Source organism: Brucella cytisi (assembly GCF_038433355.1).
Taxonomy (GTDB): domain Bacteria; phylum Pseudomonadota; class Alphaproteobacteria; order Rhizobiales; family Rhizobiaceae; genus Brucella; species Brucella cytisi.
Genome location: NZ_JBCAUP010000023.1, coordinates 57,279 through 77,215 on the forward strand (window position 1 = coordinate 57,279; position 19,937 = coordinate 77,215).

Below are 19,937 nucleotides of genomic sequence, written 5' to 3' on the forward strand. Positions count from 1 at the left end.
ATCCGACTTCAAACATTGGGCACAGCACGCTCCCGCGAGGAAGCGTCATAACTTTGCAGGTAAAAATAAGGGGAACCAGCCATGCAATGGGAAAGCCTATCGGACTTCGATCAAACCAGAATAAAGCGCTGGCAATGGGGAATGCTGGCGCTGGCGCTTTTGTGCGAGATGTTTCTCGCCGCTGACTGGTACGCCTTTGCGGCAGTGATACCGTTCATTTCGGAAACGCTCCAGCTTGATTCCGCGCAGGCCGGTCTGGCACAGGGGATTTTCGCACTGACCTATGGTCTCGGTATGATTGTCTGGTCACAATTGAGCCGCCGCATGAATGCCCGGTCGCTGCTGCTGATCGGTCTGTTCTGCACCGCTGTCGGCATGGTGGCGCAAGTCTATGTGCAAACCTACGCGCAGCTGATTGCGTTGCGCCTGTTCATCGGTTTCTTCGATGCCGCAATCTTCCTCGGCAACATGAAACTCATCATCGGCTGGTTCCCGCAGAAGCGGCGCGGCAGCATGATCGGCTTGATCCTCGCGGCCTATAGTCTTGCAATCACGCTGGACTTTGCGATTGGCATTCCGCTTTCCATCACCTACGGCTGGCGCACCTTCTTTGCTATTCTTGCCATCGGAACGCTGGTGACGGCGGCGGCTGTGCTGCTCTTCACCCGCAACAATCCGGCTCATATCGGCTATAAGGATTTCCGCTGGGAGCCGGAAAAGCAGCAAACCTCCACGGCGTCTCTGGCCAGCATCTTCCGCTCGAAATGGATTATCGTCGGCAGCCTCGGCATTTCGGCCTGCACGATGGCCATTGCCGGAACCGCCACCTGGGTCATTCCCGGATATATTGCCGTGCATCAGATGCCGGTGGAAGACGCCGCCCTAATCGGCACCTTGATGGGACTGTCGCAGGTCGTGTTTCTCGTCATCGGTGGTTACGCCGCCGACCGCCTGAACAAAACAGGGATGATCAAGTTCGGAACCGTGCTTGCCGTCCTCGTCGCGGCAATGTTCACCGTCGGCATGGCCATACCGCTTGGCTTCGGCTGGCTCATCCTGATGGCGCTCCTGAGCGGCATGGCACTTTTCGGCGGCGGTGCGATCTTCGCCTTTCTCAGTGAAAAATACCCAGAAGAGCTGGCGACGGCGGCGGTTGGCTATGCCGAAATCTTCGCCATCCTTGCGACGTTCATTTCGCCCTGGGTCATGGGCGTGGTCATCAAGGTTTCGGGCGGGTCCTTTGTCAGCGCCTTCCTGACCTTCGCGATCATGGAAGCGATCATTCTGGCTATCGTTCTTGTAGTCACCCGCGAGAGTTTCAGCCTCAACGACGACAAGGTTGCCATTGCCACCAGCGGTAACGGCATCTCGGGTGAGGCCTCCCGCTCCTGATCCAGAAACAGCCGCGGATGCAATTGCAAGATCGCATCCGCCTTTTTCTCTGGCATCTTTCCACAACCGATATTAACACCGATGAGAGCGCCTTGTTGCGCCTGATGTCTCACCGCATCGGGCGCATGACTATTGTAACCATGATCTAAAGTGAGGGAATTCATGGAGGAACGCTTCTCAGGTACGGTTCTGGCTTCCGAACATCAGGAGGAGAACCCCGCGCGTTCGCTGGGCGAAATCGGTCTGAACAGTTTTGCACCCTACCTGATGAACCGCCTGATGGCACGCTACAATGCGAACCTTGCGGAGGCGCTGAAAGGCCGCCAGATCACGACAGTCAAATTGCGAACGCTGGCTGTCCTAAGTGTCACGCCTTCGGCCACGATCAACGAGCTTGCGGTCTTTACCGTGACCGAACAATCGACGATGAGCCGCACCCTCGATTCCCTTGAAGAGCAGGGTTACATCCGCCGTCAGGCGCGTGCAGAAGACATGCGCATTCGCGATATTTCGATGACCGAAGAAGGCCGCAACATTTTTAACGAAGCATGGCCGGTCATGTATGATCTGCTGTTGCAATTGTTTGAAGGCATTGATGAAGACGAGCATCGCGCCTTTGTCGGCACCTTGCAGAAAATGCTGCGCAATATCCGTAAGAACGAACTTTGATAGTATGCTGAATAATAGGCCGATCCGCTCTTGAGAGCGGATCGGCCTTTTCGTGGCTTAGTCCGTCGAGCGCGACGGGATCAGCGCGGTTGCCACAGCGGCCAAAGCGGCGACGATGGCAAAGATATAGAAGTTCCACTGCGGGCCGACATTGAGGCTTGCGATCAAACCGCCCAGAAGCGGACCCGACAGCGCGCCAATGCGCGAGAAGCTCAACGCCCATCCGGTTCCGGCAGAACGGATCGAGGAATCAAGTCGCTGGGCCAGAAAGCCTGTCAGAACCAGCGACGCCGACACGGTGCCAAAACCGGCAATTGCGACAAACACATAGTTCATCAGCAGCGAGCCCTTGAAGGCGAGCGCCACAATGCCAAGCGCGCCCAGCGCATAGGAGCAGGCAACCGTGCGGCGCACGCCAAAGCGATCCGCCCATGTGCCCAATACAATACCGCCAATCGCCGAGCTGAGGCTGAAGACAGCAAGGAAGAGCAGGCTGTTGCCAAGATCATAGCCATTCTTGCGCATGATCTGCGGCAGCCATTGTGCGAGACCATAGACCAAGAGCAGCCCCATGAAGAGTGCGATCCAGAAACAGGCGGTTTCGAACGCCTTTTTCGGGGAGAAGATTTCGCTGAAAACGGTGCGCCAGCCAACCTTGCCATGCTTGCGGACAATTGCCGCCGGAACGCCGACGCCCATGCGCGCTGCCGTCTTGCGCGCTGCATCATGCTTACCGCGCTGGACCAGCGATTCCACGCTTTCCGGCAGGAATGCGAGGAAGATCGGAACAAACAGCAGCGGGATTGCGCCGATCAACACGATGGTGCGCCAACCATGCGCTTCGAGAAAGCCGCGACCGCACAAGGCGGCGGCGAGTAATCCCATTGAATAACCCGAATACATGAGACCGTAGTTGAAGCTCTTCTTCTTGATCGGGGAATATTCCACCGTCAGCGCGGCGGCGACCGGAATAATCCCGCCAAGCCCGATGCCGGAAATGAACCGGCTCAGCCCGAAGATGAAAGGCGACGGCGCCATGGCGCTGACGATCATGCACAGCGAAAACAGAGTGATACAGGCGACGAATAGCGGTTTGCGCCCATGAAGCTCGCTCAGCGTGCCCGCAAGAATGCCGCCGATCAGCATGCCGATCACCGTATAGCTGCCGATGGCGCCAAGCTCTATCGGCGTCAGTTGCCAGACCGGATCGACGGACAAGGCGGGCAGAATGGCCCCGATGACGCCGACATCATAGCCTTCCGCAAAAATGGCAAGCCAGCACAGGCCGACGACGAGCAGGCTTTTGCCTGCCGATATTTCCTTTCCGGCAACAGCCGGCGCATCTATGCTCTGCGCTTGAGACATAGTCCTTCCCCTTTTTTCTTTGAAATAGCGGCGCGCTTCTCTCAGAGCGTCGCGATTGTTTTCAGCGCGCCATCAAGCGCGATACCCTGTTCGTCCAGCAAGGCTGCCTGCCGCAGACGCCGCAGCCAGGCTGCGCCGTCGTTACGCTCACTGAGAACTGGCAAGGCGGACAGGACGCGGTCGAATTTCGACAAGCCGCGCGAATGCGTGTCGGAGTAGCCCTTGACCAGACGGCGGCAACCAAGCACCTCGACCGCGAGATCGTAATTCTTGGGTAAGGCGGCCAGCGCCTGTGCCAGCCAGGCTTCGCGATGTTCGACCTCACGCTGATGGCGCAGGCTGCCGCGTCGAAAACGCCGCAGCTCCGAAACGACATAAAGCCCCGTGAACCAGAACAATGTTCCCGTATTCACCCGGCGACCCTTGCTGATGCGCTTGTCGAGCCAAGCAAAGAGTTTTGGTCGATTTTCGATCCAGGCGCCGATGCCTTTCGGCAAAGTGCCGCACACTTCTTCCATGCGCGGATGCATATATTCGGTCGTATAGGCAATCTGGTCTTTCTTGAGGCCGATTTCCTTACGCACCCGCTCAAACCGCGAGCCCCGCACCTTGATTTCGGCCACCCGGACCACATCGTCATAGGCCATGGCGATAGCGACATATTTTGCCGCCTGCTCGGTGAAGGCAAAGCCATGCGCCGTGCCGCCATTATCGCGATCGGCCTTGAGCAAAGCAGCGCAACGGGTCAGATATTCATCCGCATAGGCCGGGTCCTGAAACTCGGTCAGTTTCTTGATGCCCGCAAAAAACATCGGATGACATTCACCCGGGAATTCGCTGCGAATGCGCTTGATAAGCCCGTCAAGTGCCGGATGATCGGACCGTTCGGGCAGAGGGTCGAGCCGCTTTGCGGGCGTTGCCGCAAGCTTGTCATTCGCGCCGCCAAGCGCGCGCTGATAGGCATCTTCAAAAGCCCTGAGACTTGCCTCGATGCCCTTGCCACCAGACTTGATGGTCGCTTCGAAGGCGGCCTTGTCGAAAGGCAAAGCGCCGGAAGCCGCAAGCGCGCCGAACAAAGCCGAAGACACCACGCTGCCGCTTTTTGTCGCCAGCGCTTCCATGTCAAAGGCAATGGTCTTGCGCGCAGCAAAAGCTGTCGCGTCCTCAACGACCACCGGATTGCCGATGCCGTCGCCCGGCTTTTCCTTTTCGCCCACCGCGAAGGAGCGATGGGTGGAAGTGATGAGCAATGTCTTGTCCGGCGTCACGAGGCCGCGCAGCACCGAGCGCCCCGCTTCCATCAATTCAGCCGCGATGACGATATCGACGTCGCCGGGCGTGGGCATCAGCGACAGGATGGGATGCGCCCCTTCGCGGGTCCGCAACAGTTCGAGATAATAGATCGTCGCGCCGGTTCTCTGCGCCACGCCGGGCACGGAGGTGGTCTGCGCAACCCAGCCATTGTTTTCCGCCAGTGCCACAACCCAGTCGGCCAGAACGCCGCCGCCCTGCCCGCCCATGGCGAGGATGGCAATCGATAGCGGTTTGTCCTGCGAAAGAAGGGCGGACGGCGATGCATTCAATGTAGACATGGCCTGTTCCTCAATCCGCAAAGACAATGCGAGACGCGCGGCGGCGCTTTTGCAGCCAGCCGATGACGCCGGAGCGCAGACGATGCACGAACTTGTCCCAACCCGTCGGGTTGTGGATGACATCGGCGCGATAGAAGGACGGGCACAGAACCGCCGCTTCCGAAACTTCACCGCAATTGCCGCAACCGACGCAGGAATTGTCGATGGCCGCGACCGGATCGTCCTTCAGCGGATCGTCGGTGTGCTTCACCGAAAGCGAAGGGCAGCCCGACAGACGAATACAGGCGTGATCGCCGGTGCACACATCCTCATCGACACCGAAACGCTGCTTGACCATCCGCTTGCCGTCTTTAACCGCCTTGGCGAATTGCGGCTTCACGCGGCGCTGCTTGTTGAGCATGCATTCCGACGACGCCACGATGATCTTTGGGCCTTTTTCTTCCGTCGTCAGCGCTTCCTTCAGCGTGTCGCGCATCTTTGCAACGTCATAGGTGTGGTCGATCTGGCGGACCCAGCCCGCACCAATTCCCTTGACCGCATCGACGATGGAATTGTTGGTCTTGCGGCGCGGATTGATCGCTCTGGAGGACATCACGTCCTGACCGCCCGTCGCCGACGAATAGTAATTGTCGACCACGAGGATGACGCCGTCCTGCTTGTTGAAGACGGCATTGCCGACCGAAGTGGCAAGACCGTTGTGCCAGAAACCGCCATCACCCATCACGGAAATGGAGCGTTTGCCCGCAGGCACGTTGAAAGCGGAGGCCGAGGCCGGACCAAGGCCGTAACCCATGGTCGTGCCGCCGAGATTGAACGGCGGCAGAATGGAAAAGAGGTGGCAGCCGATATCGGCTGACACGTGATGCTCGCCGAGCTCCTTTTCCACCAGCTTCATGGCGGCGAAGATCGGGCGTTCCGGGCAACCGGTGCAGAAACCTGCGGGGCGCGGCGGCACCACTTCGGCCAGCGCCTTGACGCGCTCATCGGCCAGAACCGGCGACGGATCGGGCAGCGGCGGACGGTTGCCGAGCAATTGCGGCGCATGCGCATCGAAGAACGCCGTCAAGCCCTTCAAAAGCACAGGCGTCGTATATTCGCCGCCGAGCGGCAGCACGTCCTTGCCGGACAGTTTTGTCTGGATATCGCGGCGGCGCAGCAGCGTATGCAGCGCCTGCTCGATATATTCGGGCGCACCTTCCTCCAGCATCACCACGGCTTTTTTGCCGGCAACGAAGTCGATGACCTCGTCGTCTATCATCGGATAGGCGACATTCATCACATAGAGCGGAACCCGGCTTTCGCCGTAAACATCGGCCAGCCCCATTTGCTGCAAGGCGCGCATGGCGCTGTTGTAAAGCCCACCTTGCAGGATGATGCCGACATCGCCCTCTTTCGGACCGAAATATTCGTTGAGACGATTGGCTTTGACGAACTCGACGGCTGCGGGCCAGCGCTTTTCGAGCTTTTCCTTCTCATGCAGGAAAGATGCAGGCGGCAGGACGATGCGGTTGACGTCGCGCCTCGGATTTTCCAGCGCTTCGGCCAGCGTGTGGGCAGGCCGCTTGTTATCCTTCGCCACAAATTGACCATGCACGTGGCAGCTGCGAATGCCGACCTGCAACATGACGGGCGTGTTGGAGGCTTCTGACAGTTCAAAGCCTTTTTCAACGGCTTCCACAATCGAGGGCAGGTTGGGCCGCGGCGTCAAGAGCCACATTTGCGATTTCATCGCATAGGCATGGCTGCGCTCCTGCATGATGGAGGAGCCTTCGCCATAATCCTCGCCGATGATGACCAGCGCGCCGCCGGTCACCCCGCCAGAGGCAAGGTTGGACAGGGCGTCGGAGGCGACATTGGTGCCAGCCGTCGATTTCCACGTCACCGCACCGCGCACCGGATACATCACGGAGGCGGAAAGCATGGCCGCAGCCGCAGCTTCCGACGCGGACGATTCGAAATGAACGCCCAGATCTTCCATCACGTCCTTCGCATCCGCGAGAACGTCCATGAGGTGGGAAATCGGCGAACCCTGATAGCCGCCGACATAGGACACGCCCGACTGCAACAGCGCCTTGGTGATGGCGAGAATGCCTTCACCACTGAAAATTTCGCCTGAGCCGAGTTTCAGATCCTCGACCTCGCGGGCGAACGACCGCTCCGCCATGATAGTTCCCCTTTTCCGTTTGCCGGAATATCAATTCATTTGCATCAGCATATTTTCCAATTCTAAACTGTGTCAATAGCGGTTTTTGGTGTGATTATAATTATTGCATTTGCATATTTTAGTTCACAGCCATTTCCCCTGTGTCGTAGGCGATATGAAAAAGATGGCGATTTTTTCACTTGACGCGTCGAAGTCGCCAATTATATTTTAAACTTAAAATAATTAACCGGCGCCGTTTGGCAGCATATCGGAAAGGGAACTCAACATGCGTATCGTGTGTATTGGAGGAGGTCCGGCCGGCCTTTATTTCGGCCTTCTGATGAAAAAACTTCATCCGGAACATGACATTACGGTCGTGGAGCGAAACCGCCCCTATGACACGTTCGGCTGGGGTGTGGTGTTTTCCGACGCGACCATGGAATCCATGAAGGTCTGGGACCCGGAAAGTGCGGCCGAAATTCAGGACGCCTTCAATCACTGGGACGATATCGAGGTGCTGTTCAAGGGCACGCGCCAGCGCACCAGCGGTCACGGCTTTGTCGGCATCGGGCGCAAGCGCCTGCTCAACATTCTTCAGCTGCGCTGCGAAGCGCTGGGCGTGAAGCTGCAATTTGAAACCGACGTGGAAAGCGATCTCGATTTCCCGGACGCCGATCTCATCATCGCTTCGGACGGTCTGAACTCCCGCATTCGCAATCGCTATGAGGATGTGTTCGAGCCCGATCTGATCGTGCGGCCCAATCGCTATATCTGGCTCGGCACGGAAAAGCTGTTCGACGCCTTTACCTTCGACTTCCGCAAGACCGAACACGGCTGGTTCCAGGCGCATATCTACAAGTTCGACGACAAAACCTCGACCTTCATCATCGAAACCACCGAGGAAGCCTATCTGGCGCATGGCCTGGACCAGATGGACCAGACCGCATCCATCGATTTCTGCGAAAAGCTTTTTGCGGAAACGCTGGAAGGCGTGCCGCTGATGACCAATGCGCGCCATATGCGTGGCTCGGCCTGGCTGAACTTCAACCGCCTGATTTGCGGAAAATGGAGCCACTTCAACGGCAATTCCCATGTGGTGCTGATGGGTGACGCAGCCCATACCGCGCATTTCGCCATCGGATCGGGCACCAAACTCGCCATCGACGACGCGATTGAACTGGCCAACCAGTTCCAGAAACTCGGCCACGGCAAGGAAGGCATTCCTGAAGTCCTGCATGCCTATGAGGAAATCCGCCGCGTCGATGTCGCACGCATTCAAAACGCTGCGCGCAATGCCATGGAATGGTTCGAGGTCGTAGGCCAGCGTTATGCCGACACGCTGGAGCCGGAACAGTTCATGTATTCCATGCTGACGCGCTCGCAGCGCATCAGCCACGAAAATCTGCGCCTGCGCGACAAGAACTGGCTGGAAGGCTATGAGCGCTGGTTTGCCCGCAAGCAGGGGCTGAACGTGACGGAAGACGAGCGTTGCCTGCCGCCGATGTTCACGCCCTATACGCTGCGTGGCGTGACACTGCCAAACCGCATCGTCGTGTCGCCGATGGCGATGTATTCCGCGACTGATGGCCTGATCGACGATTTCCATATGGTGCATCTGGGCAGCCGCGCCATGGGCGGCGCGGGACTGGTCTTTGCCGAAATGACCTGCGTGTCGCCTGATGCACGGATTACGCCCGGCTGTCTCGGCATCTGGAACGATGCACAGGCCGAAGGCTGGAAGCGCGTTGTGGATTTCGTGCACAACAACAGCAATGCAAAAGTTGCCATGCAGATCGGCCATGCCGGGCGCAAAGGTGCTACCAAGCTTGCATGGGAAGGGATCGACCAGCCGCTGGACGAGGGTGCATGGCCGCTTCTGTCCGCATCCGCCCTGCCCTATCTCAAGCACAGCCAGACGCCAAAGGCGATGGATCGCGCCGACATGGATCGGGTGAAAGCCGACTTCGTCGCCGCAACCAAACGTGCGGCGGAAGCGGGCGTCGATTGGCTCGAACTGCACTGTGCGCATGGCTATCTTCTGTCGAGCTTCCTCTCGCCGCTCACCAACCGGCGCGAGGATGAATATGGCGGTGCTTATGAAAACCGCACACGCTATCCGCTGGAAGTCTTCCATGCGATCCGCGAAGTCTGGCCACAGGACAAGCCGATCTCGGTTCGTCTTTCCTGCCACGACTGGTTCGAAGGCGGCAACACGCCGGAAGATGCGGCGATCCTTGCGGAGATGTTCAAGGCCGCAGGTGCCGATCTGATCGACTGTTCGTCGGGTCAGGTCTGGAAGGAAGAAAAGCCGGTCTACGGTCGTTTGTTCCAGACCCCGTTCTCCGACAAGATCCGCAACGAAATCCAAATCCCGACCATTGCAGTCGGCGCGATTTCGGAAGCCGATCATGCGAATTCGATCATCGCAGCAGGACGCGCCGATCTTTGCGCGGTGGCACGCCCGCATCTTGCCGATCCGTCATGGGCGCTCCATGAGGCGGCGAAAATCGGCATCAACTCCATCGCATGGCCGAAGCAATATCGCTCCGCCAAATATCAGTATGAAGCCAATCTCGCCCGCGCCGCCACAGCGCCGCAAGGCGCGAAGTAACGGGAGATTGCGATGAACGATGCCGCAGTTGGCCTTGCCCTTTCCGGCAAGCATGCGCTGGTCACCGGCGCCGGTAGCGGCATCGGCGCCGCGATCGCCGTTGGTCTTGCGCGCGCCGGGGCCAACGTAACCCTGGCGGGTCGCCGCCGCGAACCGCTGGAAGCAACCGCCGCCCTTCTGGACTGGCAGCGATGCTTCATTGCCGATGGTTTCGATGTGACCAACCGCGAAGCCATTGCAACCGGGCTGGACAGCGCGCGCGCCGCTTTCGGGCCGGTCAGCATTCTTGTCAACAATGCCGGGGAAGCACCGAGCGCACCTTTCGAGAAAACCAGCCTCGACATGTGGAGCCGTGTACTCGACGTCGATCTGACCGGCGTTTTCAATGTAACGCAGGCCACCCTTGACGACATCAAGGCGGGCGGCAAAGGCGGGCGCATCATCAATATCGCCTCCACGGCGGGCCTGAGCGGCTATGCTTATGTCTCGGCCTATTGCGCCGCAAAGCACGGGGTCGTCGGGTTGACCCGCGCGCTGGCGCTGGAACTCGCCCGCAAGGGCGTGACCGTCAACGCCGTTTGCCCCGGCTTCACCGATACGCCGATCATTTCCCGCTCGATTGCCGCCATTGTCGCGAAGACCGGGCGGTCGGAGGAAGATGTGCTGGCGGAATTCGTCAAGGCGAACCCGCAGGGACGCCTGATACAGCCGGAAGAAGTGGCTGAAACCGTGCTGTGGCTCACATCGCCCGGCGCGCAATCGATAACTGGACAGGCGATTGCAATCGCCGGTGGGGAGGTAATGGCAGGATGAGCGACGGCACTGTTTCGATGGCGAGCAATCTGAAGCCCTTCAAGGATTATCAGGCGACGCATTTTCTATGGCAGACGAGCGAAGACGGTCGCGTTGCCACGCTGACCCTGAACCGCCCGGACCGGAAAAATCCGCTGACGTTTGAGAGCTATGCCGAGCTGCGCGACCTGTTTCGCAATCTCGTCTATGCCTCCGACGTGCGCACCATCGTCCTGACCGGCGCTGGCGGAAACTTCTCGTCGGGCGGCGATGTTTTCGAGATCATCGAACCGCTGACCCATATGACGATGCCAGATCTTCTGGCTTTCACGCGCATGACCGGCGATGTCGTCAAGGCCATGCGCAAATGTCCGCAGCAGATCATTGCTGCCGTTGACGGCATTTGCGCAGGCGCTGGCGCCATTCTGGCCATGGCATCGGATTTGCGTATCGCCACGCCGGAAGCCAAGACGGCCTTCCTCTTCACCCGCGTCGGCCTTGCTGGCGCCGATATGGGCGCATGCGGTATTCTCCCGCGACTGATCGGCCAGGGCCGCGCGTCGGAACTTCTTTATACCGGACGCTTCATGAGCGCCGACGAGGGCGAGCGCTGGGGCTTCTTCAACGCGCTGCATCCAAAAGGCGATCTTCCGGGTAAGGCCGAAGCGCTGGCGCGTAGTATTGCCGACGGTCCGTGGTTCGCGCATGGCATGACCAAAACCATGCTCAATCAGGAATGGGCGATGGGCATTGAAGAGCTGGTGGAATCGGAAGCGCAAGCACAGGCGATCTGCATGGCAACGCAGGATTTCCGCCGTGCCTTCGAGGCTTTCGCAGCCAAGCAGAAGCCCGTTTTCGAGGGGAACTGACGATGGATAGTTCCGCAGCAAAGCCGCTGACGCGGGAGCATCTCGACTGGCCGTTTTTTGGAAGCGCCCATGCCGACTGGGCCGCAAAACTGGATGCCTTTGCTAAAAGCCCGGCGCTGGCCGGTGTCGACCACAGCGACACGGACAATGCCTGCCGCGCGCTGGTGAAGGCACTCGGCAAAGCCGGGCTGCTGGAAGCAGCAGTCAGCTTGACGGGCGACGAAGGTATCGATTCCCGCAAGCTTTGCATTGCCCGCGAGACACTGGCCTACCACGATGGTCTCGCTGATTTCGCTTTTGCTATGCAGGGCCTTGGCACCGGTGCGATCAGCCTCACGGCATCGGACGAACTCAAGCAGACCGTGCTCCCGAAAGTGGCAAGCGGCGAATGGATTTCGGCCTTTGCCCTGTCGGAAAAACTGGCGGGGTCCGACGTGGCGGCAATGAGTTGCGCCGCCAGAGCCGACGGCGATGACTATGTGCTCGACGGTGAAAAGACGTGGATTTCCAATGGCGGCATCGCCGATGTCTACACCGTCTTTGCCCGCACGGGCGAAGCACCGGGAACACGGGGCATTTCGGCCTTTGTTGTTTTCGCCACCGATCCCGGGTTTTCCATCGCGGAACGCATTGATGTGATCGCGCCGCATCCATTGGCCACGATCCGCTTCGACAATTGCCGCATCCCGGCCTCGCGCCGCCTCGGCGCGCCGGGCGAAGGTTTCAAGATCGCCATGCGCACGCTTGATATTTTCCGCGCATCGGTTGCGGCGGCGGCACTTGGCTTTGCACGCCGTGCGGCCAGCGAGGCGCTGTCCCATGCGCGGTCGCGCCCGATGTTCGGCGGCGCTTTGGCCGACTTGCAGCTGACACAAGCCACGCTCGGCGACATGGCGACCGATATCGACGCCGCAGCACTTCTGACCTATCGCGCCGCATGGCGGCGCGACGTTCAGAAGCTGAACACCACCAAGGAAGCCGCGATGGCCAAGATGGTTGCGACGGAAAACGCCCAGCAAACCATCGACAAGGCCGTGCAGATGTTTGGCGGTCGCGGTGTGAAAAGCGGCGAAATCGTCGAACGGCTTTATCGCGAGATACGCGCACTTCGCATCTATGAGGGCGCAACGGAAGTGCAGAAACTCATTATCGCGCGCGAACTGCTGAAGGCCAACTAAGCCTTTCCCGCACGTATTTTCTGGAGACACAACATGCATAAGACACTTCAGCCGCAAGGCTGGGCCCGCCCCATCGGATATGCCAATGGCGTTGAAACGCGTGGGCGCACCGTCTATATCGGCGGCCAGATCGGCTGGAACGAACAGCAACAGTTCGAGACCGACGATTTTGTCGAGCAGACCGAGCAGACATTGAAGAACATTGTCGCCATTCTGGCGGAAGCTGGCGGCAGGCCGGAGCATATCGCCTCCATGACCTGGTATTTCACCGACAAGGCTGAATATACCGCCAATCTGAAAGGCATCGGTCGCGCCTATCGCGATGTGATCGGCAAGCACTTCCCCGCCATGGCGGCGGTGCAGGTGGTCGCGCTGGTCGAAGACCGGGCCAAGATCGAAATACAGGCTTTTGCCGTGATACCGGACTGAGACCACCATGGCCGATAGACGCGAATTCTCCCCCGTTGTGATAGGCATGGTTGTCGATGGCATTCTTGTCGTCACGATCGACAACCCGCCGGTCAATGCCACCTCTGCCGAGGTGCGCAAAGGGCTTGCCGCAGCCATTCACCATGCTTCCGCAACAGCTGCGATCCGGGCGACCGTGCTGAGCGGTGCAGGCAAGATCTTCATCGGCGGGGCGGACATTCGCGAATTCGGCAAACCGCCGGTTGAACCGACATTGCCGGATGTCATCACGATCATCGAAAACGCCGACAAACCCGTGGTGGCCGTAATCAACGGCCCCGCTTTGGGCGGCGGACTTGAAGTAGCACTTGCGGCTCACGCCCGCATCGCATCGACCAGCGCCTCCTTTGCCTTGCCGGAAGTCAAGCTTGGGATCGTGCCCGGCGCTGGCGGCACGCAGCGCCTGCCCCGATTGATCGGGCCGCTCGCAGCACTGGACATGATCGCCACGGGACGCCAGATTGCCCCGGATGAAGCGCAGCAACTGGACTTGATCGACCGGATCTCGGACGGCGATCTTGTGACCGACGCTATCGCGCTTACCCATGCGCTGGTCGGCAAGCCTTTGCGCCGGACCTGCGATCTGCCGGTTACCGCGCCCGATGCCGCCACCTTTGAACAGGCCAAAGCCAAGATACTGAAGAAAGCGCGTGGCGCGACCGCCCCTGGCGAAGCCGCGCGGCTGGTGCAGCTTTCCACCACGATCTCGATTGCCGAAGGTTTGGCCGAGGAACGGACAACCTTCATCCGCCTGCGCGACAGCGAAGAGGCAGCCGCCTTGCGGCATCTTTTCTTTGCCGAACGCGCCGCTGGAAAAGTCGAAGGCGTGGAGGCAAAACCTCTGGCGCTTTCGACCATCGGCATTGCCGGGACCGGCCTGATGGGATCAGGCATTGCCGTCGCCTGTCTTGCCGCTGGCTACACGGTTATCGGCTATGAAACGACCGCGGAAGCAGCTGCCAAAGGCCATGCGCGGATCAGCGATATGATCCAGAAGGCTGTCGATACCGGCAGGCTTTCCACCGAAGCCGCAGACGCGCAACGCGCAAAGCTCTCCGTCAGTGCCGATATGGCTGCCCTTGCCGATGCCAATCTCGTCATCGAAGCCGTCTTCGATGATTTCACCGTCAAGGCATCGCTGTTCCGCGAGCTCGACGCTTTGCTGCCTCCGGCAACTATACTGGCAACCAATACCAGCTATCTCAATCCGGATGAACTCGCCGCCGTTACGAACCGCACCGACCGGGTGCTGGGATTACATTTCTTCTCGCCAGCCAATATCATGCGGCTCCTGGAAGTGGTGCGGTGCGCGGAAACCTCCGACGAGACGCTTGCAACGGGCATCGCCTTTGCCCGCAAGATCAAGAAGCTGCCCATCGTCACCGGTGTCTGCGAAGGCTTCATCGGCAACCGGATGTTTTCAGCCTATCGCACGGAAGCAGAGAAAATGCTGGCTGAAGGCGCCTATCCCGAAGATATTGATCGTGCCATGGAAGCCTATGGCTATCCGATGGGACTCTTCGCAGTTTACGACATGGCCGGCCTGGAAATTGCCTGGGCGCGGCGCAAGAGAGCGGCGGCAAGCCGCGATCCGAACCTCCCCTATTTCGACGTTGCCGACAAACTATGCGAAGCCGGGCGTTTTGGCCGCAAGGCCGGTCTCGGCTGGTATCGCTATGCGGACGGTGTCCGCACAAACGACCCCGACGTCCACGCGCTGATCGACGATTACCGCGCGCGCAACGCTATCGTTGCACACAGTTTCAGCGATGAAGCGATCATGCAGCGCCTGCTCGCCGCCATGGCGCATGAAGGGCAAGCCCTGCTTGAAGAAGGCATTGCGCGCCATTCCGACGACATTGATCTCGTTTTGGTCAACGGCTACGGCTTCCCCTCGATCAAGGGCGGCCCGATGTTCGCGACACGCCAGACTGGAGAAGCCCGATGACAGAAGCTTTCATCTGCGACTACATCCGCACCCCCATCGGACGTTTTGGTGGGGCGTTGTCCAGCATCCGCACGGACGATCTTGCCGCTATTCCGCTCAAAGCACTGGTCGAGCGCAATCCGGCACTGGATTGCGAGGCGATTGAGGACGTGATTTTCGGCTGCGCCAATCAGGCAGGGGAAGATAACCGCAATGTTGCGCGCATGGCGGCACTGCTTGCCGGTTATCCCGTTACCGCCACCGGTACGACGATCAACAGGCTCTGCGGTTCCGGGATGGACGCCGTGCTTGCCGCCGCGCGCGCCATTCGTGCAGGCGAAGCAGAGCTTATGATTGCGGGTGGTGTGGAAAGCATGAGCCGCGCGCCCTTTGTTTTACCTAAAGCAGACAGCCCATTCTCCCGCCGCGCAGAAATTCACGATACGACAATTGGCTGGCGTTTCGTCAATCCGGTGATGAAAGCTCAATATGGCATCGACTCCATGCCGGAGACCGGGGATCACGTGGCTGTCGATTACGCGGTCACACGCGCCGATCAGGATGAATTCGCCTTGCGAAGCCAGAAGAAGGCTGCAGCAGCACAAAGCAACGGCCGACTGGCGCAAGAAATAACGCCCGTTTCCATTCCTCAGCGCAAGAGTGATCCCGTGGTCGTCGGTGCTGACGAACATCCGCGTGAAACCACGCTGGACGCGCTGGCCAAACTGAAACCAATCAACCGGCTGGAAGGTGCCACGGTTACAGCTGGTAATGCGTCGGGCGTCAACGATGGAGCGGCAGCGCTCATCATTGCTTCGGAAGCCGCTGCCCGCAAATTCGGCCTCACGCCTGTTGCTCGAGTTCTGGGTGGTGCTACGGCAGGAGTTCCTCCACGCATCATGGGTATCGGCCCAGCGCCAGCCAGCCAGAAATTGATGGCACGGCTGGGAATGAAGCAGGAGCAGTTCGATATAATCGAACTGAATGAAGCCTTCGCCAGCCAGGGATTGGCCACGTTACGTCTTCTTGGGGTTGCCGACGACGACATCCGCGTCAATCCGAATGGCGGTGCCATCGCTCTCGGACATCCGCTCGGCATGTCCGGAGCGCGCATCACCGGCACGGCAGCGCTGGAACTGAAACTTGGTGGCGGTCGTTTTGCGCTCGCCACGATGTGCATCGGTGTGGGGCAAGGTATCGCCATCGCGCTTGAAAGGGTTTAACGTCCATCGCAACGATCAGCCCTTTAGAGCGCGTCATTCTGCAATCAAGGCAAACGTATTTCGATATCTAACAAAGTTTCTGCAAAAGCCGTTGCGTTGCTTCAATGTCCTGGATCATCAGGCTGCCCGCTTTTTTTGCGTCGCCGGCACAAATGGCATCCAGCATTTCGTAATGATAGGCTGAATAAGGATGGATAATACCCTGGTCCACTTGCTGACGGACATGATTGGAAAGAAGGCGCATATAGGGTCCAAGTCGCAGCCACAGCGTTTCAATCATCTGGGGTAATGTTTCCGATCCCGATAGTTCGTAGATCGTGAAATGAAACTCCTGGTTCTTGCGCAGCATCTCATAGATCTTGCCTTCTTGACCGAGAGCTTCATGCTCCCGCGCGAGCGTCAGACAGCGGTCAATATCGGCAGCCGTCATCCGCGGCGTTGCAAGTTCTGTGGCGAGCCCCTCGAGAGCAACGCGGACCCGACAAATGTCATCCAGCCGTGTCCGCGAAATATCAGGCACACGTGCCGATCCATTACGGGCGATTTCCAGTCCGTTCTCCGCCGCCAGCCGTCGCAGCGCCTCACGTACGGGCATATGGCTTGTGCCGAACTCCTCGGCAAGTGAAGCGATCGTCACCGCCTGCGACGGCTCGAATGAGCCCCACATCAAAGCCTGGCGAAGCTGTTGGTAGACACCGTCTTGCACAGTTACGCGCGAGGATACCTTCAACAGACGGGTTTCACCGATCATTTGCTTCAAATCCCTTGTCTCCGTGTTCCTTAGTTATAGCATTTTACCACCCGATAGGATCACCGGGTGTCGCATAAATACGGTGAATACAACAGGTTCGAGCAGAAATCGGCATGGAACCAAAAGGCTTAATCGAGCGCCAGCCTATCCAGCGCATCACACAAGGCTTCCGTTTCCATCAGGGAGGTCACCGACCCAGGTGAAAACCGCAGAATACGACTGCGACAATCACAGTAAAAATTTTCAACCTTCAATGCGGTCACGATCGCGGCCGCCCTTTCAGCCGAAACCGCTTGCACCATCACGCTACCGCCGCGCTCTTCAGGCCTTTCTGGAGAGACCAACCACAGTGCAGTGTTGGCAGCGACCCGTTCCACAATCTTGCCGGTCAACAGTTCGTTGTGCCGGGCCAGCACGTCGACACCCGTCACGGAAACAAAATCAAGGCCGGGTTGCGAGGCTATAGCCGCCAGCACGGCAGGCGTGCCATGGTCGAAGCGCCGCGCATCGTCGGCATAGGCAAAAGTATCAAGATCCCAGGAAAACGGATTAGGTTGACTAAACCAGCCACGCAATTCCGGCTTGCAAATCGTCAATAGTCCCGGACGCACATAGATTGCCCCTGCTCCCGAACTTCCACAAAGCCATTTGAGAGACGATCCCACCACGACATCTATCTCTCCGACGGAAAAGGGGCGGATGCCTACGCCCTGGGTGACATCTGCAACGATGATCGTGCCGTGCTGCCTGCCGTGTTTGGACATCAGGTCCAGGTCGGCGCGCTTCGATGTCGTGGACGACACCCATGTCACCAACGCAATCGCAACATCGCTACCCCAAACATCGATGAAATCCTCGTCGCGTACAAAACTCTCGCCCTGTCTCATGGGTACGGTTTCGAGCGTAAATCCGAACCGCGCCTGCAACCCGGCCAGCAAAAAATGCAGACTCGGGAAGCAATCGGCGGCGGCCAGGATTCGGCGGCCGCGCAATAATTCCTCAGGCAGTGCACCGATCAGACTGTAAAGGGCCAGTGTCACATTCTCTGCAGTAGTCATGGAGCCCGCGGGAGCGCCGATCAGGTTCTCCCAGCTTCGGATGAAATGCCCGCGCTCCGCCAGCATTGCCGGCCATTGAGAGTCATTTTCTGCCGACCAGATATCCGAATAACGACTAAGTGCCGCTTTCACCTTTTCCGCTTTACCCGGAAATGTACCGATCGAGTGATAGAGAAAATAACCGCTCATGTTATGCCTGCCATATTGCTGTTGCCGATATCCGCCGATGAAACCAGAATTGGACTATCGGACTCTCTCCTTTTTGAAACGCGCCTCAAGAAGCGCGACCAAGCGCACCAGCGGCAGCAGGAGGATGAGATAGATAAGCGCTGCGCCGATCAATGGTGTCGGATTGGCATAAAGCGCCTGCGCGTCCTGCGCTTCCTTCAAAAGCTCGGGCAGAGCCACAGTAGACGCCAATGCGGTGTCCTTGAACATGGAAACACAATTGCTGGTAGTCGGCGGAATGATGATACGGATCGCCTGTGGCAGAACCACTTTCCAGAGAGTAACCGGGAATGGAATTCCAAGCGCAGAAGCAGCTTCGAACTGGCCGCGTGGTACACTTTCGATACCAGACCGGAACACTTCCGCCGAATATGCCGCCATAACCATGGAGAAAGACATGATGGCAGAGGTCCAGGCAGAAAAGCGTATCCCGATGAATGGAAGTGCATAATAGATCAGGATCAGCACGACCAGAACCGGCATGGCACGGAATACATCGATATAGGCGATCGCGAGATAACGAAGAACCTTCGGTCCGTAGATACGGACAATACTGATCAGCAAACCCGACAGAACACCAAAGAAAATGCTGGCGATACCGATGAGAAACGTATTGAGCAGGCCACGTCCAAGCGCTGGCAGGCTCGAAGCGAGAACATCGGTGTTCAAGAAGGTTTCGACGAATGTCATATTGGCGTCCTTCGCAGGCAAATCCTGGGAGCGCACGACCGGTCAGTCTGAGAAGTAACGGTCGAAGATGGGCCGATCCTGCAAATGCGGCCCATCTGTCACCAACGTCAAAAGATTACGGCTTCGGGATCGGCACGACGGTGACTGTCGAGGAACTGGCTGCAGGTTCCGTACCGAACCATTTTTTGTGAATAGCCGCAGTGGTCCCATCCTGCTTCATGGCGGTAATCGCATCGTTGAGCTTGCCAAGCAACGGATGGTCCTTCGCCATCATCAGACCATATTGCTCCCCGGTCTGAATTCGGTCTTTCACGGCAAAACCCTTCATCTTCAGAAAGAGATGTTCCATGCCGGGGATGTCGGAAATGACGGCATCTATGCGGCCTGCACCGAGATCAAGAAACAGATCCTGTTGCGAGTTATAGCCTTTGATATCGGCGAAGCCTTTGGCCTCTTTGTTTTCCTTGACCCATTTTTCGCCGGTAGAGCCGGAAAGGGCACCAACGGTCTTGCCCTTCAAATCGGCCAGTCCGGTGACAGCACTATCGGTCTTGGTCGCAACCCCGATGTCTGAATCGTAGTAAGGCTGGGTGAAGGACTGTGATTTCAGGCGTTCCGGCGTGATTGTTATGGACGAAACCGCCACGTCGATACGCCGGGAAGTCGTTGCGGCAAACAGGGCCTGAAACCCGTAATCAGCGATTTCCGGCTCCAGACCGGCCCGTTTGGCTGCCTCGGTCGCGATATCGATTTCGAAGCCTTCGAACGTCCCATCGGCATTTTTCAACTCGAAAGGAGGGTTACTGGGATAGGCACCGATATTAAGTGCGTCGGCAGCCAGAGATGCAGATGTCATGGCAAAGGAGCTTGCAGCCAGAGCGCTTGCAAGGCCTGCCATAGCCAGAAAATTACGGCGACAGATCATCATATTGTTATTCCCTCTATGGGTCGTTTCTTTTCGGCAGAAGTCCCTGCTCCTAC

16 protein-coding genes are annotated in these 19,937 nt (G+C 58.4%); 9 read left to right on the forward strand and 7 right to left on the reverse strand.

Annotated elements, in window-relative coordinates; genetic code table 11:
* Positions 1–81: 81 nt before the first annotated feature.
* Together AAE521_RS19880 and AAE521_RS19885 are read left to right on the forward strand one after the other, a co-directional pair.
* Positions 82–1,392 carry an MFS transporter gene (locus AAE521_RS19880; protein ID WP_071631229.1) on the forward strand — a complete coding sequence of 437 codons (1,311 nt, stop codon included), beginning with the start codon at positions 82–84 and terminating at the stop codon, positions 1,390–1,392.
* A 162-nt stretch (positions 1,393–1,554) separates the two neighbouring features.
* Positions 1,555–2,061: a MarR family winged helix-turn-helix transcriptional regulator gene (locus tag AAE521_RS19885; RefSeq protein WP_010659191.1), complete on the forward strand. Its 507-nt coding sequence runs from the start codon at positions 1,555–1,557 to the stop codon at positions 2,059–2,061.
* A gap of 57 nt (positions 2,062–2,118) precedes the next feature.
* Here AAE521_RS19885 and AAE521_RS19890 read toward each other — a convergent pair whose 3' ends face one another.
* Genes AAE521_RS19890 through AAE521_RS19900 form a run of 3 tightly spaced genes read right to left on the reverse strand, consistent with a single transcriptional unit; the run spans position 2,119 to position 7,182 of the window.
* Positions 2,119–3,426, reverse strand: coding sequence for an MFS transporter (locus AAE521_RS19890; protein ID WP_071631228.1), 1,308 nt, complete (start codon positions 3,424–3,426; stop codon positions 2,119–2,121).
* A gap of 41 nt (positions 3,427–3,467) precedes the next feature.
* A complete protein-coding gene (locus tag AAE521_RS19895) occupies positions 3,468–5,018 on the reverse strand; it encodes an indolepyruvate oxidoreductase subunit beta family protein (RefSeq protein ID WP_342062221.1) in 1,551 nt (516 codons plus the stop codon).
* Between the two features lie 10 nt (positions 5,019–5,028).
* Positions 5,029–7,182 (reverse strand): ferredoxin family protein, encoded by a 2,154-nt coding sequence (locus AAE521_RS19900; RefSeq protein ID WP_012093348.1) that lies wholly within the window; start codon positions 7,180–7,182, stop codon positions 5,029–5,031.
* A 265-nt stretch (positions 7,183–7,447) separates the two neighbouring features.
* Here AAE521_RS19900 and AAE521_RS19905 point away from each other — a divergent pair, with 265 nt between their 5' ends.
* The 7 genes from AAE521_RS19905 to pcaF are packed head-to-tail and all read left to right on the forward strand — an operon-like array spanning position 7,448 to position 16,229.
* Entirely contained in the window at positions 7,448–9,772 is a 2,325-nt protein-coding gene (locus tag AAE521_RS19905) for a bifunctional salicylyl-CoA 5-hydroxylase/oxidoreductase (RefSeq protein WP_342062222.1), read from the forward strand.
* Positions 9,773–9,784: 12 nt separating this feature from the next.
* Positions 9,785–10,585 carry an SDR family NAD(P)-dependent oxidoreductase gene (locus AAE521_RS19910; RefSeq protein WP_071631224.1) on the forward strand — a complete coding sequence of 267 codons (801 nt, stop codon included), beginning with the start codon at positions 9,785–9,787 and terminating at the stop codon, positions 10,583–10,585.
* Positions 10,582–11,433 (forward strand): enoyl-CoA hydratase family protein, encoded by an 852-nt coding sequence (locus AAE521_RS19915; RefSeq protein ID WP_342062223.1) that lies wholly within the window; start codon positions 10,582–10,584, stop codon positions 11,431–11,433. The genes AAE521_RS19910 and AAE521_RS19915 overlap by 4 nt, the downstream gene beginning before the upstream one ends.
* 2 nt (positions 11,434–11,435) lie before the next feature.
* Positions 11,436–12,611: an acyl-CoA dehydrogenase family protein gene (locus tag AAE521_RS19920; protein WP_342062224.1), complete on the forward strand. Its 1,176-nt coding sequence runs from the start codon at positions 11,436–11,438 to the stop codon at positions 12,609–12,611.
* Positions 12,612–12,644: 33 nt separating this feature from the next.
* Complete coding sequence (locus AAE521_RS19925) at positions 12,645–13,040, forward strand: RidA family protein (protein ID WP_071631221.1); 396 nt, start codon at positions 12,645–12,647, stop codon at positions 13,038–13,040.
* Positions 13,041–13,047: 7 nt separating this feature from the next.
* The gene (locus tag AAE521_RS19930; RefSeq protein WP_071631220.1) at positions 13,048–15,027 is read left to right on the forward strand and encodes a 3-hydroxyacyl-CoA dehydrogenase NAD-binding domain-containing protein; all 1,980 of its coding nucleotides are present in this window, start codon (positions 13,048–13,050) and stop codon (positions 15,025–15,027) included.
* Positions 15,024–16,229, forward strand: a complete 1,206-nt coding sequence (gene pcaF, locus AAE521_RS19935) for a 3-oxoadipyl-CoA thiolase (RefSeq protein WP_071631219.1) — start codon at positions 15,024–15,026, stop codon at positions 16,227–16,229. Before AAE521_RS19930 ends, pcaF begins: the two co-directional genes overlap by 4 nt.
* Positions 16,230–16,296: 67 nt before the next feature.
* Here pcaF and AAE521_RS19940 read toward each other — a convergent pair whose 3' ends face one another.
* The 4 genes from AAE521_RS19940 to AAE521_RS19955 form a co-directional block, all read right to left on the reverse strand.
* Positions 16,297–16,980, reverse strand: a complete 684-nt coding sequence (locus AAE521_RS19940; RefSeq protein WP_342062225.1) for a GntR family transcriptional regulator — start codon at positions 16,978–16,980, stop codon at positions 16,297–16,299.
* A 128-nt stretch (positions 16,981–17,108) separates the two neighbouring features.
* Positions 17,109–18,227: an aminotransferase class V-fold PLP-dependent enzyme gene (locus AAE521_RS19945; protein ID WP_071631218.1), complete on the reverse strand. Its 1,119-nt coding sequence runs from the start codon at positions 18,225–18,227 to the stop codon at positions 17,109–17,111.
* A 54-nt stretch (positions 18,228–18,281) separates the two neighbouring features.
* On the reverse strand, positions 18,282–18,956 hold the full coding sequence (locus AAE521_RS19950) for an amino acid ABC transporter permease (RefSeq protein WP_010659204.1): 675 nt from the start codon (positions 18,954–18,956) through the stop codon (positions 18,282–18,284).
* A gap of 115 nt (positions 18,957–19,071) precedes the next feature.
* A complete protein-coding gene (locus tag AAE521_RS19955; RefSeq protein ID WP_151663265.1) occupies positions 19,072–19,884 on the reverse strand; it encodes an ABC transporter substrate-binding protein in 813 nt (270 codons plus the stop codon).
* Between the last annotated feature and the right edge of the window lie 53 nt (positions 19,885–19,937).

Excerpts from the sequence above, each read along its gene's own strand:
- AAE521_RS19880 (WP_071631229.1), top strand. The coding sequence starts at position 82 with ATGCAATGGGAAAGCCTATCGGACTTCGATCAAACCAGAATAAAGCGC.
- AAE521_RS19885 (WP_010659191.1), top strand. The coding sequence starts at position 1,555 with ATGGAGGAACGCTTCTCAGGTACGGTTCTGGCTTCCGAACATCAGGAG.
- AAE521_RS19890 (WP_071631228.1), bottom strand. The coding sequence starts at position 3,426 with ATGTCTCAAGCGCAGAGCATAGATGCGCCGGCTGTTGCCGGAAAGGAA.
- AAE521_RS19895 (WP_342062221.1), bottom strand. The coding sequence starts at position 5,018 with ATGTCTACATTGAATGCATCGCCGTCCGCCCTTCTTTCGCAGGACAAA.
- AAE521_RS19900 (WP_012093348.1), bottom strand. The coding sequence starts at position 7,182 with ATGGCGGAGCGGTCGTTCGCCCGCGAGGTCGAGGATCTGAAACTCGGC.
- AAE521_RS19905 (WP_342062222.1), top strand. The coding sequence starts at position 7,448 with ATGCGTATCGTGTGTATTGGAGGAGGTCCGGCCGGCCTTTATTTCGGC.
- AAE521_RS19910 (WP_071631224.1), top strand. The coding sequence starts at position 9,785 with ATGAACGATGCCGCAGTTGGCCTTGCCCTTTCCGGCAAGCATGCGCTG.
- AAE521_RS19915 (WP_342062223.1), top strand. The coding sequence starts at position 10,582 with ATGAGCGACGGCACTGTTTCGATGGCGAGCAATCTGAAGCCCTTCAAG.
- AAE521_RS19920 (WP_342062224.1), top strand. The coding sequence starts at position 11,436 with ATGGATAGTTCCGCAGCAAAGCCGCTGACGCGGGAGCATCTCGACTGG.
- AAE521_RS19925 (WP_071631221.1), top strand. The coding sequence starts at position 12,645 with ATGCATAAGACACTTCAGCCGCAAGGCTGGGCCCGCCCCATCGGATAT.
- AAE521_RS19930 (WP_071631220.1), top strand. The coding sequence starts at position 13,048 with ATGGCCGATAGACGCGAATTCTCCCCCGTTGTGATAGGCATGGTTGTC.
- pcaF (WP_071631219.1), top strand. The coding sequence starts at position 15,024 with ATGACAGAAGCTTTCATCTGCGACTACATCCGCACCCCCATCGGACGT.
- AAE521_RS19940 (WP_342062225.1), bottom strand. The coding sequence starts at position 16,980 with ATGATCGGTGAAACCCGTCTGTTGAAGGTATCCTCGCGCGTAACTGTG.
- AAE521_RS19945 (WP_071631218.1), bottom strand. The coding sequence starts at position 18,227 with ATGAGCGGTTATTTTCTCTATCACTCGATCGGTACATTTCCGGGTAAA.
- AAE521_RS19950 (WP_010659204.1), bottom strand. The coding sequence starts at position 18,956 with ATGACATTCGTCGAAACCTTCTTGAACACCGATGTTCTCGCTTCGAGC.
- AAE521_RS19955 (WP_151663265.1), bottom strand. The coding sequence starts at position 19,884 with ATGATGATCTGTCGCCGTAATTTTCTGGCTATGGCAGGCCTTGCAAGC.